Origin of the sequence: Cellulomonas chengniuliangii, assembly GCF_024508335.1 — a bacterium.
Lineage (GTDB): Bacteria > Actinomycetota > Actinomycetes > Actinomycetales > Cellulomonadaceae > Cellulomonas_A > Cellulomonas_A chengniuliangii.
Map to the genome: position 1 here is coordinate 1226964 of NZ_CP101988.1, position 14214 is coordinate 1241177.

The window sequence follows — 14214 nt, forward strand, 5'->3', positions numbered from 1 at the left end:
GTCCCGGTTCGGGGTCGCCTTCGACGTTACGCTCGTGCCCAGGGCCCAGCCACAGGGCTGGCCGCGCGAGAGGAGCCGGCCATGAGCGACAGCGGGAACGGCGACTTCGAGTTCGAGCGCCGCTTCTTCGTCCGGGAGGTTCCGAGGGAGGCCCTCGCCGAGCCGGATCCCGTCCTCATCGTGCAGAGCTACTACCTGGCCGACCACGGCTACGCCCTGCGCCTGCGGGCGCAGTCCTCGACGGCGCGGCTCGAGCTCGACGGCTCCGAGGACGTGCTCGAGGTGCTCGACGAGTTCGCCGACCAGTTCGACTTCTGCGCGTTGACGGCCAAGGGCCCGATGATCGAGGGCACGCGCTACGAGGCGGAGCGGGAGATCGACGTCAGCGTGGGCGTCGAGATGATCCGCCGGGGTGGCGCCCGCATCGTCAAGAACAGGTACTCGCTGTGGCTTGGTGGAGACGGCTGGGTGATCGACGTGTTCGGCGGAGCGAACCGCCCGCTGGTCATCGCCGAGTGCGAGCGCGGCGGCCCGGTGACGGACCTGACCATCCCCGCGTTCTGCGTCAGCGAGGTGACCGGAGACCGGCGGTTCGCGAACGACGCGCTGTCGGGCGCCCCGTTCTCCGGGTGGGCCGCCGCCTACGCCGCAGAGCTCGCGTCCCAGGGGCCGCGGTTCCTGCACGGCCTCGGGATCAACCGCTTCGAGCGGTAGGCCCCGCTCGGTGGGCGCGCCCCCTGCGGGCGGCGGACAGTGGGAGGACCACATCCGTGCCGCGGCTCTCGCGGCCACCTGGCGGAGGTAGTCATGACCACTGTGAGCATCATCGGCGCCGGCACCATGGCGTCCGCGATCGCGTCCGTGGGCGTCAACGGGGGCGCCAGCGTGCAGGTCCTGTCGCGGAACATCGACCAGGGGGTGCAGATCGCCGCGAACCTCGGCGAGCAGGTCGTGCCCGGACAGCTCGGCGACCCGTTGACCGGGGACATCGTGGTGCTCGCGCTTCCGTACACCGGCCTGTCGCGCGCGGTGGAGCAGTACACGCCGGAGCTGGGCGGCAAGACGCTGGTGGACATCAGCAACCCCATCGACTTCGCCACCCTCGACGGCCTGGTCGTGCCGCAGGGCAGCTCGGCCGCCGAGCAGGTGGCGGTGTGGGCGCCCGATGCTCATGTGCTCAAGGCGTTCAACACCAACTTCGCCGCGACCCTCGAATCGGGCACGGTGGGTGGTCTGCCCACCACGGTGCTGGTCGCGGGCGACGACCCAGCCGCCAAGCGCCAGCTCACCGACCTCCTGGACGCGGCCGGCCTGGTAGGCCTGGACGCGGGCCCGCTCAGCCGGGCGCAGCAGCTCGAGCAGCTCGGGTTCTTCCAGATCTCGTTGGCCACCGCCGAGCGCATCCGCTGGACTGGCGGGTTCGCAGTGGTGCGGTGAGCCGCGTCGGCGCGAGAGGATCAGGGCGGCCAGCCCGCGGCGACGCGGGGAGGCCGCCGCACCGTGCCACCGCACCGAGGAGCCTTGATGCCCGACTGGGTCGACCACGCCATCTGGTGGCACGCCTATCCGCTTGGGTTCACCGGGGCTCCGGTGCATGGCCCCGACGCGGACCCGGGCGTCCGCCACCGGCTGGGCCGGCTGGCCGAGTGGCTGGACTACGTCGTCGAGCTCGGGTGCAACGGGCTCCTGCTGGGGCCGGTGTTCGCCGCGCAGACCCACGGCTACGACACCATCGACCACTTCGCGCTCGACCCGCGGCTGGGCGGCGACGAGGACTGGGACGCGCTCGTCGCGGCGGCCCGGGACCGCGGGGTGCGGCTCGTGCTGGACGGGGTGTTCAACCACGTGGGCCGGGACCACCCGCGGGCGCGGGCGGCGCTCGCCGCGGGGCCGGGCACCGAGGCGGGCCGGTGGGTGCGCTGGACCGGCGATGGCGACGGAGCGGTCCCCGAGGTGTTCGAGGGCCACGGGCAGCTCGTGGTGCTCGACCACAGTCAGCCGGAGGTGGCCGAGCACGTCGCCCAGGTCATGTCGCACTGGCTGGAGCGGGGCGCCGACGGCTGGCGCCTCGACGCCGCGTACGCCGTGCGGCCGGAGTTCTGGCGGTCGGTGCTGCCGGTGGTGCGCGCCCGCCATCCGCAGGCGTGGGTGCTGGGGGAGATGATCCACGGCGACTACGCCGCGTACGTGGCGGAGTCCGGGATCGACTCGGTGACGCAGTACGAGCTGTGGAAAGCGGTCTGGAGCTCGCTGGCCGACCGGAACTTCTACGAGTTGGCATGGGCGCTGGACCGGCACCGGGCGTTCCTGGACGTGTTCCTGCCGCAGACCTTCGTGGGGAACCACGACGTGACGCGCATCGCCGACCAGGTGGGGGACGCCCGTCATGTGACGCACGCGCTCGCGGTGCTGTTCTTCGTCGCGGGCACCCCCTCGGTGTACGCGGGCGACGAGCAGGGCTTCCGCGGGGTGAAGGAGGACCGGGCGGGCGGCGACGACGCCATCCGGCCGGAGTTCCCGCCGAGCCCGGGGGACCTCGCGCCCGACGGCTGGCCCGTCTACCGCGAGCACCAGCGCCTGATCGGCTTCCGCCGGCGCCACCCCTGGCTGGTGCGGGCGCCGGGGAGCACGGTGCAGGTGGCCAACGAGCAGCTGGTGCTCGAGTCGGCGTCGCCCGACGGCACGGAGCGCCTGCGGCTGGTCCTCAACCTGGGGGACGAGCCTTTCGCGCCGCAGGAGGGGGTCGGCGAGCGGCTGCTGCGCTCGGGCGGCCTCGACCTCGCCGAGGGCCCTGAGGGCGTCGTGCCGCCGCACGCCTGGGCGGTGTTCCGGGCTCAGGCCTCCAGGTAGGCCAGCAGCACCTGCGCGTGGTTCACGCGCGGGTCGCGCGCCGCGTAGAGCAGCGTGACCCGGGGGCGCTCCTGCGTCACGAGACGCAGCTCGGTGGCCGCCGGGTTGTGGTCGAGCTCGGCGTCGTACCGCGCGGCGAACTCGGCGAGCTTGTCCGGGTCGTGGTCCCACCAGGTGCGGAGCTCGGGGCTCGGCGCCACGTCTCGCAGCCAGAGGTCGAGGTCGGCCTCTGCCTTGCTGACCCCTCGCGGCCAGAGCCGGTCGACCAGCACGCGGTACCCGTCGTCCGGTGCGACGGGGGAGTAGATCCGCTTCGTCGTCACGTCCATCGATCGAGCATGCCGGTGCCGGACGCGGTGAGCACCGGGAACAGCCGCGGCTCGCTTTAAGTTGAACGATCAACTACATTGAGGGCAGTCCACCAGTCTGAGGAGTCCCCATGAACGCCGTCCCCACCATCAGCACGACGTCCGAGCCGGCCCGCCGAGACGCGATCGCGACGGGCTCCGGCATGGACGCGGTCACCCTGCTGGTGGGCGACCTCGACCTGCAGGTGCGGTTCTACCGGGACGTCCTGCTGTTCGAGGTGATCGAGCAGCCCATCGACCGGCTGGCCGGCTCCGGGCGCCCCGACGTCGTCACCCTCGGCCGCCACGGCGTCCCGCTGGTCGTGCTCCGCCACACCCCGGACCTCCCCCCGCAGCAGCGCGGGCAGGCCGGCCTGTTCCACAGTGCCTTCCTGTTCGAGGACCGCGCCACCCTCGCCGCCACGCTCGCCTCCGTGGCGCGCAGAGCGCCCCAGCAGTACGTGGGCAGTGCGGACCACCTGGTCTCGCTGGCCTTCTACGTCACGGACCCCGAGGGAAACGGCGTCGAGCTGTACTGGGACCGCGCGCGCGCCGACTGGGGCTTCGACGGGCAGGGCCACGTCCGGATGGACTCGCTGCGGCTCGACCCGAACGACTTCCTGCGCGAGCACCTGGCCGAGCCGGCGCCGAGCGACGCGGCGATCCCCGCCACGGCGCCCGGCGCCGCGTCCATCGGACACGTGCACCTGCAGGTCGGCGACGTGCCCTCGGCGCGCGACTTCTACGTGGACGCCGTGGGCTTCGACGTGATGGCGGAGTTCCACGGGGCGCTGTTCGTCGCCGCGGGCGGGTACCACCACCACATCGCCGTCAACACGTGGAACAGCGCCGGCGCGGGCCCACGCGCCTCCGCGCTGGGCCTCGGCGAGATCGGCATCGTCGTGCCGACCGCCGACGACGTCGCCGCGCTCGGCGACCGGCTGGCCCACGCCCGGGTGCAGGCGCGCCACGACGGGCTGACCCTCACGTTCGAGGACCCGTGGCGCAACGTCATCAAGGTCACGGCGGGCTGACGCCCCCGCTGAACGCGCCGAAGGACGAGAGCCAGCCCGCCGCGGCGGACAACCCCACCACCGCGGCGCACGCGGCGAGCACCACTCCCGCGAACACCGCGTCCGCCGGCCCCAGCGGCGCCGGGCGGTGCACGGTGCGCGGACCCGCGCCCAGCGCCCGGGTCTCCATCGCCACCGCCATGCGCTGGCTCTGCCGCAGCGTCACGACCAGCAGGGTGAACGCCGCGCGCGCCGCGGCGCGACCCCGGTCGTGGCCGCGGCGGGCGGGCGGAACCCGTGCCGCCTGCGCTTGGCGGATGGTCGACCAGCGCTCGGGCAGCTGCTCGAGCATGCGGTAGCCCGCCAGCACCGCGAACGTCACCCGGGGACCCAGGCGGGCGTGCTGGTGCAGGCTGGTCATCAGCCGGGCGCCGTCCGTGGTGAGCACGAACGCCGTGGAGAGCGTCCCGACGAGCACCGTCCGCCACCCCAGCGAGGCGCCCACCGAGACGCCGACGTCGGTGATCTCGAGGCCCGCCACCTCGGCCAGCACGCGTCCCGGGCGGGTCACGGCGTTGACCATGAAGATGCTCAGCGCGAACGGGGTGAAGGCCCACTGCGCCCGCAGCACCGTGCGCCACGGCAGGCCTCCGGCCAGGGTGACGGCCGGGCCCGCGACGAGGAGCAGGGCGAGGGGCGTCCACGGGTCGAGCACCGCGACGAGCGCGCCCGTGACGAGCAGCAGCACCACCAGCTTCACGGTGGGGTTGCGACGGTGCAGCAGCGAGTCGTGTGCCAGGGCCCGGCCCAGCCCGGGCCCGCTCACCGCGGCACGGCCGACGCCGCGGGACCACGCAGGGCCGACGAGGCGCGGACGCCGGCGTCCAGGGCGTCGAGGAAGTCGCGGAGCGCGGCGCCCGACGCCCGCCATGCGCCCAGGACCGGCGGGAGCGCCAGGCCGGCGCGGTCGAGCAGAGGCTCGTCGGACAGCACGCGGTCCGGCGGGCCGGCCGCCAGGACCCGGCCGCCGCCCAGCATCACCACCTCGTCGGCCAGCGATCCCACCAGCCTCAGGTCGTGCGTCACCAGCACGACGCCGCGCCCCTCCTCGGCGAGCCCGCGCAGCGCCGCGGCGACCAGGCCCCAGGTCGACCGGTCCTGCCCGAACGTCGGCTCGTCCGCGAGCAGCACGTCGTGGTCGCACACCGTCATCGCGGCCAACGACACCCGCCGCTGCTGGCCCCCCGAGAGCCGGAACGGGTCCTGCTCGGCGAGGCCCCGCAGATCCAGGTCGGACAGCGCCCGGTCGGCCACGGACAGCGCGTCCACCCGCCCGGCCGCGCGCGGCCCGTACGCGAGCTCGGCGCGGACGCTGCGGGTCAGGAGCTGGTGCTCCGGATGCTGGAACGCCATCCCGACGCTGCCCCCGGCCACCGTGCCCTCGCACGGCAGCAGCCCGGCCAGCGCGAGGAGCAAGGAGGACTTCCCCGAGCCGTTGACGCCGACGACCGCCGTCACCGTGCCGCCTCGAACCGTCAGGTCCACGGGGCCGACCACCACGCGACCGGCGCGCCGCACCTCGACCGACCGCGCCTCGAGCACGACCTCCCCGGGCCGGGCAGCGGCGGCTCGCGGCCCGCGCCGCGCGGCCGCGGCCACCCGGGCAGGGGAGTCGAAACCGGCGGCCCGCAGCTCGGCGGTCGCGGGCAGCCAGCACCCGAGGCCCACCAGCTCCTCCGGGCGCTCGTCGAGGACCACGCGGGTCGGGCCGTCGACGCGCACCCGGCCGCGCTCGTCGAGCACCACGACGCGCGGGGGCAGCGCCCCGATCTCGTCGAGCCGGTGCTCGACCAGCACGCTCGCCCGTCCCTGGGCGGCAGCCCGCGCCGCGGCGGCGACCTGCCGCGTGCCGACGGGGTCGAGCAGCGCCGTGGGCTCGTCGAGCAGCAGCACGTGCGGGTCTGCGACAAGGGTCGCCGCGAGCGCGACCCGTTGGCCCTCCCCGCCCGACAGCTCGCTCGTGCGGCGGCCGATCAGCCCGCCAGCGCCGACCAGCCGGAGCGCGCGCTCCACGCGCGGCCCGATCTCGTGCCGCGGCGCGCGGCGGTTCTCCAACGGGAAGGCGACCTCGTCCAGCACCGTCGGCAGCACGAGCTGGTCGACCGGGTCCTGGGTGAGGGTGCCCACCCGCATCGCCAGCGTCGGCACGTCGACCACGGGACCGGGCCCGAGCACCTCGAGGCCTGCCACCCGCGCCTGGCCGTCAGCCTGTGCCCCGATCGACTGGGGCACGATCCCGGCCAGGACGCGCAGGACGGTGCTCTTTCCGGCCCCGGACGGCCCGAGCAGCAGCACGTGCTCGCCCGGTCCCACGTCGAGGTCGAGGCCGTCGAGCACCGGGCGCGCGGCGCGGGGGTAGCGGACCGCCAGGCCGCGCACGCGGATCACGGCGTGCTCGCGTCGGGGGAGCCGGTGACCGCGTCGGCGCCGGCTGGGGGACCGCCGCCGGCGGGCGCAGCGGGCGCGGCCAGCCGCTCGCGGCCCACGGCGTGGTCGTCGAGCACCCCCGTGCGCAGCAGCGCCTCGCCCGTGACCCGGGCCAGCAGCCCGCACAGCACCACGCCGCTGACGGCCTGCAGGGCCACGCGCAACGCGAACCAGTCCTGCGTGGCCCACCCGAACCGCACCATCCCGATCGCGAGGTTCGCCGCCGCCGCCGTCAGGCCGGAGAGGACGAACACGCCCCACCCGTACCTGCGGTAGCGGGTGAGCGCGAACGCCAGCTCCGCCCCGGCGCCCTGCACCACGCCCACCAGGATCAGCATCGGGCCGACGGGCGAGGCGAGGAACACGACCTCGACGAGGGCGGCCACCACCTCGGCGACGATCCCGACGCCGGGCTTGCGGATGATGAACACGGCGAGCGGCGCCACGACCATCCAGCCGCCGGCCAGCGCGTTCTGCGCGAGGTCCCCGAACGGGCCCATCGCCACCTGCAGCGCGAGCCACCCCTGCACCAGCGCCCAGTAGAGGAACCCGGCCACCACGGCGAGCGCGGCCAGCAGCACCAGCTCGTGCAGGGTCAGCGCGGCCCGGCGCCGTGCGGCGCTCATCGGGCCGCCGCCGCGGAGCCGGACGCCGCGCGAGCAGGCGTGGACGGCGAGTTGAGCGAGATCGTGGCGTGCGACACGACGTGCCGGACCTCACGGCCCACCAGCAGCCAGCCCTGCGCCACGGCGGTCAGGACATCGGCGAGGTCGCCGTCGAGCCGGGTCACGAAGTGCTCCGTGCCGCTCACGACCCCCAGGCCGCGGGCGTGCTCGATCGCGGCGAGGATGCCGGCCATGTGGTCGCCGGGACGGTCGGGCCCGCCGTCGTCGAGCGGGTATAGGGCCCAGTGGGCGCTGGCCGTCTGACCGCTGCGTGGCAGCGGCTCCAGAACCACGGGGCGCAGCAGGGTCGAGTCGTCCACCGCGCACGACACCTCGCCGGGGCAGCCCCGGGACAGGTGCAGGTGCGCGACGACGTGCGCGCCGGAGGCGGCTGCGCTCGCGATCGCCGCCTGCGCGAAAGCCACGACGTCCTGCTCGTCGCCCCGGAGGAACGTCGACACGTCGTCGGTGACAACCTCGACCCCAGGCCGTCGGGCCGCCCGCAGGGCATCGAGGATGAGCGGCGCGAAATCGGAGGTCATGGGGTGCAGCGAGAGGCGCGCGCCGACTCCGAGGGCGTCGGGCTCGGCCCTGCCCTCCGCGTCGGGCGCGGCGGCGTGCTGGTCGGTGGTGGTCATCAGAGGGCCTCTCGTCCGTCGTCGGACCCCCGGGCAGCCGCACGCGGCCGCCGGGCCCTCACGACGATGCGGACGACGGGGTCGGACAGCGGTCGCCGTCCAGCCCGCCGGCCACGCGGCGACGGGGGAGCCCGACGACACATGCCCTGCTCCCTACGCCGGTGTGAACCGGATCAGGTTCCACGGGTCTGCGGGTGGGACTCTCGTCCGGCCGCACTCTCAGCGCTCCTGCGCTCCCCGGGGGCTTGTCTCCTCGACGCTAGCCGGAGCCGGGCGACCGTGGCGAGCCCGTGTCCGGATGCCGGTCAGCGCATCCACTCGTGCCGGCCCCGCGCGGTGGCCCGCCGGGCGACGCGAGGGAGCCGCTGGTCGAGCGCGACCGAGCGGGCCGCGGCCCGCTCGTGCAGCAGCCCGTAGGTGAAGGCGCTCTCCCCGGCGGCGTGCGCGTCGAAAGCCACCCGCCGGAGCACGGCCCGCGCCACCACCAGGTCCTGGTGGTGGCCCAGGACCTCCTGCACCTGCTCGGCGGCCCGCGCGCTGCGGGTGGCCGCCGGGCCGATCACGGGAGCCAGCGCCTCGGCGGCGTACCGGGCCTGGCGGGCGTCCTTGCGCGCCTCGTGCAGCGCCATGTCACGCAGCGCGCCCGGGGCCTCGGCGCGCGCCGCCCGCCAGGCCCGCCGCAACCGGCGGAAGGCCCTGTCCACGCGGGGCAGGAGCCGGTCCTCGACAGCGCCCGCGGACTCCGTGACCACGGGCGGATCGGTCGCGAGGCCGCCGAGGCGCGCGCTCAGCCCCGCCCAGGCCGGGCTGTCGAGCACCGCGACGAGCTGCGACAGCGCGACGTCGAAGGCCGCGCGACGGTCTCCGTCGAGCCGGGCCCGCACGGGTCCCAGGACGAGGCCCTCGGGCGTCTCCTCGAGCAGGGCCAGCAGGCCGTCACCGCTCACGTCCGCGTCCCGGGCCTCCCCGAGGTGGCGGCCGAGGCGCCGCAGCTCGTCGCGCAGCGGGTCGGTGCGCTCGCGCCGCAGCACAGGGCGGAAGGTGGCGAGCGCGCTGCGCAGCCTGCGGGTGGCGACGCGCATGTCGTGCACGGCGTTCCCGTCGCCCGCGCGGACCCCGGGCTCGTGGGCGAGGAGCTCCTCGACCTGGTCGGCGAGGTAGGCCTGCACCAGTCGACCGGCGTCGACCGCCCTCCCGTCACCCGCCGTCTCGTCTCCCGCCGCGAGGTCGATCATGCGCGTCTCCCGTCATCTGGCCGACGCCGGCCCGCTCGGGTGGGCCGGCGGTCGTGGGCCGAGGGCTCAGCCCCGCATCGCGGCGGCCGTGTGCTCGACCGGCACCCGGTCGGGCTCGGGGACGGGGCCGGGCGGGACGCCGTCGCCGAACGGCCGTCCGCCCAGCTCCTCGCGGCCGTGCGGGTCCAGCCAACCGCGAAGGTCGGGCCCCTGAGGGACGATCCGCGTCGGGTTGATGTCCTCGTGGACCACGTAGTAGTGCCGCTTGATGTCCTCGAAGTCGACCGTGTCGCCGAAGCCGGGGGTCTGGAACAGGTCGCGCGCGTACGCCCACAGCACCGGCATCTCGGTGAGCTTCGAGCGGTTGGCCTTGAAGTGCCCGTGGTACACGGAGTCGAACCTCACCAGCGTGGTGAACAGGCGGACATCCGCCTCGGTGATGGTGTCCCCGACCAGGTAGCGCTGGCCGGCCAGCCGCTCGGACAGCCAGTCCAGCCGGGCGAACAACCGGCGGTAGGCGGAGTCGTACGCCTGCTGGGACCCGGCGAAGCCGCAGCGGTACACACCGTTGTTCACGTCCCGGAAGACGTCGCGGGACACCGCGTCGATCTCGGCGCGCATGGCCTCGGGGTAGAGGTCCGGGGCGCCGGGCCGGTGCAGCGCCGTCCACTCGGTCTCCAGGTCGAGGGTCATCTGCGCGTAGTCGTTCGTCACCACCTGGCCCGTGGCGATGTCGACGATGGCCGGCACCGTGATGCCCCGGGGGTAGCCCGGGAACCGGGCGAAGTAGGCGTCCTGCAGGCGTGGGATGCCGAGCACCGGGTCCACCCCGCCCGGGTCCAGGTCGAAGGTCCACGAGCGGCGGTCGTGCGTCGGGCCGGCCACCGCCATCGACAGCGCGTCCTCGAGCCCCAGCAAGCGGCGCACGATCACCGCGCGACTGGCCCACGGGCATGCGCGCGAGACGACCAGGCGGTACCGGCCGGCCTCGACGGGGTAGCCGTCCCGGCCGTCGGCTGTGATCCGCGTCGCGATGTAGCGGTCGTCGCGGGTGAACTCCGCGCCTGCTGTCACGTACGCCCCGGCGGTGCTGACCTCGTCTGTCATAGACCGAATCCTGCCGTGTCCGTCATCGGGCCGCCGCCCCAGGACCGCCGGGGCCGCGCTGGACGCCGGTCGGCCGCCGCGCCCCGCGCCTAAGGTGTGAGGTCCCTCGCCGAACTCAGGAGCCCTGTGTCTTCCCGTCCTGCCCGCCGCGCCGTCCCGCCCCACCGCCTGGTCATGGGAGCCGCGGTCGTCCTGGGGTTGGTCGTGACGGCCTGCGTCGCCGCCCCGGACCCCGAGCCCACCCCCGTCGCCACGACGGCGCCGAGCCCGGCCGCGCTCGCGGCGGTGACCGCCCCCGCGGCGGAGCTGGCCCTCGTGGGGGTCGAGGAGGCCGACGCGGTGGCGCTCGCGGCGAGCCGAGCGCTGTACGAGCGGGGGCCTGTCGTGGTGCTGGCGTCCGCGGCGGAGCACGCTGACCAGCTCGTCGGGGCCTCGGCCGCCGTCGCACTCGGCGTCCCGCTCCTCCTCACCGGCGGACCGGCCGACGGCGAGGTCGCCGCCGAGCTGGAGCGGCTCGGCGCGACGGCCGTCCTGGTCGTCGGCTCCGCCGCGACTCCGGCCTGGCTCGACGCCGGGCTCGGCGTCGTGACGGTCACCGCCGATGGCCGGGCCGCCGACGCCCTCGCGGGCGCCACCGGGCTGCGGCTCGGCGACGCCCAGGCCGTGGAGGAGGGCCAGGAGCTCGTGGCTGTCGCAGCGCTCGGGCGCCCGACGACCACCGTGCTGTCGTCGGCAGCCGCCGTCGCGCCCGCGGCCGAGACGCCCGAGCCCGCCGATACGCCCGCGCCCGCGGCCAGCGCGTCCGAGGCCCGGCTGCCGCGCGTCAGCCCGCCCGAGCCCGCCGCGACCACGACGGTGCTGACCGACGGCAGCCGCGCGCATCTCGCCGCTGTCGCGACCGCGCGCGCCGCGGGCATGCCGGTGGTCCTCGCGCCGGGTGGCGACCCGCGCGCCTCGGCCGCCACGGTCGACGCGCTCGCCGGGGTGGGCCCCGTCCTCGCGCTCGGCCCGGCGTTCGGGTCCCCGGAGGTCCTCGCCGCCCGGCTCGCGGCGGTCTCCACCGGCGTCCAGGCCCCGGGCGGCGGCCAGCTCGTGTTCCCCGCGGCGCCGGGCGCCCCGGGCAAGAAGTACGTCGCGCTGTACGGCACGCCCGGCACGGCCGCCCTGGGCCTGCTCGGCGAGCAGGACGTGCCGGCGACGATCGCGCGCGCGCAGCAGCTCGCCGCCGAGTACCAGGCGCTCACCGCCGACACCGTGGTCCCCATGCTCGAGGTCATCGCCACGATCGCCTCGGCCGGGCCCGAGGACGGCAGCTACTCGCGGATGCGGCCTATCGAGGAGCTGCGCCCGTTGGTCGAGGCGGCCGGCGACGCGGGCATCGCCGTGGTGCTCGACCTGCAACCCGGCCGCACCGACTTCGTGACCCAGGCCCAGCAGTACGCCGAGCTGCTCGCCCTGCCGCACGTGAGCCTCGCCCTCGACCCCGAGTGGCGCCTGGCCCCGGACCAGGTGCACCTGCGCCAGATCGGCTCGGTGGGCATCGACGAGGTCAACGCCGTGGTCGCCTGGCTCGCAGACTTCACGCGCGAGCGCGCTTTGCCGCAGAAGATGCTCGTGCTGCACCAGTTCTCCCTGCGGATGATCAGCGAGCGGGAGCGCCTGGACACGAGCCGCGACGAGCTGGCACTGCTGATCCACGTGGACGGCCAGGGGTCGCAGCCGGCCAAGGCGGGAACCTGGGCCGCGCTGCGGGCCGGCGCCCCGGCGGGCGTGCGCTGGGGGTGGAAGAACTTCATCGACGAGGACGTCCCGATGCTCGACCCGGTGCAGACCTACCAGGTCCAGCCCGTCCCCGACCTGGTCACGTACCAGTAGCGCGGGGCCGTCAGGCCCTGACGCGGCCTGCGCCCCGCCGTGGCGGCGCGGGGCGATCGTGACATATCCGCCCAACCATGGCGGACCGTGGCGGCGGCGCGCGGCGACACCCGCGCGCGAGGTCGTGACCCGCAGGTTCGCGACCTAGGCTTCGGGCGATGAGCGAGCCGTCGGCGCCCTCCGAGCGCCCCCAGGACCCGGTGGACGACGCGTCCGCCCCACAGCGGCGCCCGCGTTCGCGATGGTGGACGATCAGCCTCCCCGCCCTGGTCGCGCTCCTCATCTCGATCGTCTTCGGGGTGACCACCGCCACCGCTGACCTGAGCCTGGGGCCGCACGAGGCCCGCTACGACGTCACCACTGACAGCCTCGTCACGGTGGACCTCGGCCCGCTGGGGACGCTGCAGCTCGCCTCCCCGCTGCCGCTCACCCTCGGCGTCCACGTCACCGTCGAGGAGATCCCCGACTCGTTCACGGCGGTCGACGCCGCGACCACCCTGCAGGCGCTCAGCGGCGACCTCCAGGGCTACTTGCAGTTCTTCGCGGGCCCCCAGGCGACGGTCCATGACGCGACCCGTGCGCTGATCGCCGACGCGGCGTGGCGGGCGGCCAGCGCCTTCGTGGTGCTGGCGCTCGGCTGGCTCGGTGTGCGGTGGCTGATGGGCCAGGCGCGGCGGGACGAGCTGGCCGACGCGATCGCCCCCCACGCGCGGCAGATCACCGCCTCGGTGCTGGTGGCCGGGCTAGGGCTGGGCGTCCTCACGTCGAGCCTGGGCGAGGACGCCCGGCCGGCGGAGGAGGCGCACGTCTCGGCCGTGTTCGACGGCACGCCGCTCGAGGGAGCCCGGGTGACCGGGCGCCTCGGTGGGGTCATCGACACCTACGGCGGCTACGTCGTCGAGGCGTACCGCTCGAACGCCGCCTTCTACGAGACGGCCGAGCGCTCGCTGCAGGCCGCCTGGCGCGAGCGGGAGGCCGCGATCGCGCAGGCCGCCGAGCAGGTGAGGGCCGGCCCGTCGGTGCGCACCGACCCCGGGGTGCAGCCGGCGCCTGAGGCGGGCTCGGCGCAGGACGGGGCGCTGTCGGGCGCGGAGGCCGGGCTGCCCGAGGCGGCTCCGGGCGCCGCGACGCCGAGCCAGACCCCCAGCCCGAACCCCACCCCGAGCGGGGAGAGGGCGGATCCGGTGGTGCTGCTCGTGATCTCGGACCTGCACTGCAACGTGGGCATGGCTCCGGTGATCCGCTCGCTCGCCGAGCTCTCCGACGCCCAGGTGATCCTCGACGCGGGGGACACGTCCATCAACGGCACGGCCGTCGAGCAGTACTGCGTGACGACGTTCGCGCAGGCGGCGCCCAGCGGCGTGCCCGTCGTCACCTCGCCCGGCAACCACGACTCCCGGGAGACGTCCGCGATGTACGGGCGGTCTGGCGCCACGGTGCTCGCCGGCGACGTCGTGGAGGTGGCTGGGGTGCGGATCCTCGGCGACCGCGACCCGAACGAGACCCGGCTCGGCTCCGGCACGTCGACGGCCGACGCGGAGACCGCCACGGAGATGGGCGCCCGGCTGGCCGAGACGGCGTGCGCCGACGAGGACGGCGTCGACCTGCTGCTCATCCACACCCCTCGCGTGGGGCAGGCGGCCCTGGACGGTGGCTGCGTGCCCGCGCAGGTGTCGGGGCACCTGCACCGCCGGGGGGGTCCCGCGCTGGTGGGCGAGGGGGTCCGCTACATCAGCTCGAGCACCGCGGGGGCGTCTGCGGGCCAGGCGACGGTGGGACCGCTCAACGGCGTCGCCGAGATGACGGTGCTGCGCTTCGACCCTGACCGCCGCCAGATGCTCGACTACCAGGTGGTGCAGGTGCGCACGGACGCGTCCGTCGAGGTGGGGCCGCGGGCGGCGTGGCCGTCGCGCTCCCCGCTGCAGTCGCAGCCCCGCTCCCCGCTCCTCGTGCCGCTGGACTGAGGCCTCGCGCCGCGCTGGGCTCTTGCCCGACGC

13 protein-coding genes and 1 riboswitch are annotated in these 14214 nt (G+C 75.3%); of the genes, 6 read left to right on the forward strand and 7 right to left on the reverse strand.

Annotated features, from left to right (window positions below; genetic code table 11):
- Positions 1-81: 81 nt before the first annotated feature.
- The 3 genes from NP064_RS05715 to NP064_RS05725 all read left to right on the forward strand — a co-directional run bounded on the left by NP064_RS05715 (position 82) and on the right by NP064_RS05725 (position 2850).
- A complete protein-coding gene (locus tag NP064_RS05715) occupies positions 82-714 on the forward strand; it encodes a CYTH domain-containing protein (protein ID WP_227584706.1) in 633 nt (210 codons plus the stop codon).
- A gap of 93 nt (positions 715-807) precedes the next feature.
- The gene (locus tag NP064_RS05720) at positions 808-1437 is read left to right on the forward strand and encodes an NADPH-dependent F420 reductase (RefSeq protein ID WP_227584707.1); all 630 of its coding nucleotides are present in this window, start codon (positions 808-810) and stop codon (positions 1435-1437) included.
- Between the two features lie 87 nt (positions 1438-1524).
- Entirely contained in the window at positions 1525-2850 is a 1326-nt protein-coding gene (locus NP064_RS05725; RefSeq protein ID WP_227584708.1) for an alpha-amylase family glycosyl hydrolase, read from the forward strand.
- Here NP064_RS05725 and NP064_RS05730 read toward each other — a convergent pair.
- Positions 2835-3179, reverse strand: a complete 345-nt coding sequence (locus NP064_RS05730) for a DUF488 domain-containing protein (RefSeq protein WP_256813799.1) — start codon at positions 3177-3179, stop codon at positions 2835-2837. The two genes, NP064_RS05725 and NP064_RS05730, sit on opposite strands and share 16 nt — an antisense overlap.
- Positions 3180-3289: 110 nt before the next feature.
- Between NP064_RS05730 and NP064_RS05735 the strand changes: the two genes are divergently transcribed.
- Entirely contained in the window at positions 3290-4231 is a 942-nt protein-coding gene (locus tag NP064_RS05735; RefSeq protein WP_256813800.1) for a VOC family protein, read from the forward strand.
- Here the strand turns inward: NP064_RS05735 and NP064_RS05740 are convergent.
- From NP064_RS05740 to NP064_RS05765, 6 genes are all read right to left on the reverse strand, one after another.
- Complete coding sequence (locus tag NP064_RS05740) at positions 4218-5036, reverse strand: energy-coupling factor transporter transmembrane component T family protein (RefSeq protein ID WP_256813801.1); 819 nt, start codon at positions 5034-5036, stop codon at positions 4218-4220. The two genes, NP064_RS05735 and NP064_RS05740, sit on opposite strands and share 14 nt — an antisense overlap.
- Positions 5033-6658: an ABC transporter ATP-binding protein gene (locus NP064_RS05745; RefSeq protein WP_256813802.1), complete on the reverse strand. Its 1626-nt coding sequence runs from the start codon at positions 6656-6658 to the stop codon at positions 5033-5035. The genes NP064_RS05740 and NP064_RS05745 overlap by 4 nt, the downstream gene beginning before the upstream one ends.
- Entirely contained in the window at positions 6655-7323 is a 669-nt protein-coding gene (locus NP064_RS05750) for an ECF transporter S component (RefSeq protein ID WP_227584713.1), read from the reverse strand. Before NP064_RS05750 ends, NP064_RS05745 begins: the two co-directional genes overlap by 4 nt.
- Positions 7320-8000: a Ykof family thiamine-binding protein gene (locus tag NP064_RS05755; protein ID WP_256813803.1), complete on the reverse strand. Its 681-nt coding sequence runs from the start codon at positions 7998-8000 to the stop codon at positions 7320-7322. Before NP064_RS05755 ends, NP064_RS05750 begins: the two co-directional genes overlap by 4 nt.
- 131 nt (positions 8001-8131) lie before the next feature.
- Positions 8132-8250: riboswitch (TPP riboswitch) on the reverse strand.
- Positions 8251-8305: 55 nt separating this feature from the next.
- Positions 8306-9235, reverse strand: a complete 930-nt coding sequence (locus NP064_RS05760; protein WP_256813805.1) for a CHAD domain-containing protein — start codon at positions 9233-9235, stop codon at positions 8306-8308.
- A 66-nt stretch (positions 9236-9301) separates the two neighbouring features.
- Positions 9302-10342 carry a glutathione S-transferase family protein gene (locus NP064_RS05765; RefSeq protein WP_227568674.1) on the reverse strand — a complete coding sequence of 347 codons (1041 nt, stop codon included), beginning with the start codon at positions 10340-10342 and terminating at the stop codon, positions 9302-9304.
- A 126-nt stretch (positions 10343-10468) separates the two neighbouring features.
- Between NP064_RS05765 and NP064_RS05770 the strand changes: the two genes are divergently transcribed.
- Together NP064_RS05770 and NP064_RS05775 are read left to right on the forward strand one after the other, a co-directional pair.
- Positions 10469-12217 carry a cell wall-binding repeat-containing protein gene (locus NP064_RS05770; RefSeq protein ID WP_227568675.1) on the forward strand — a complete coding sequence of 583 codons (1749 nt, stop codon included), beginning with the start codon at positions 10469-10471 and terminating at the stop codon, positions 12215-12217.
- Between the two features lie 158 nt (positions 12218-12375).
- Positions 12376-14181 (forward strand): metallophosphoesterase family protein, encoded by a 1806-nt coding sequence (locus NP064_RS05775; RefSeq protein WP_227568676.1) that lies wholly within the window; start codon positions 12376-12378, stop codon positions 14179-14181.
- Positions 14182-14214: the final 33 nt, after the last annotated feature.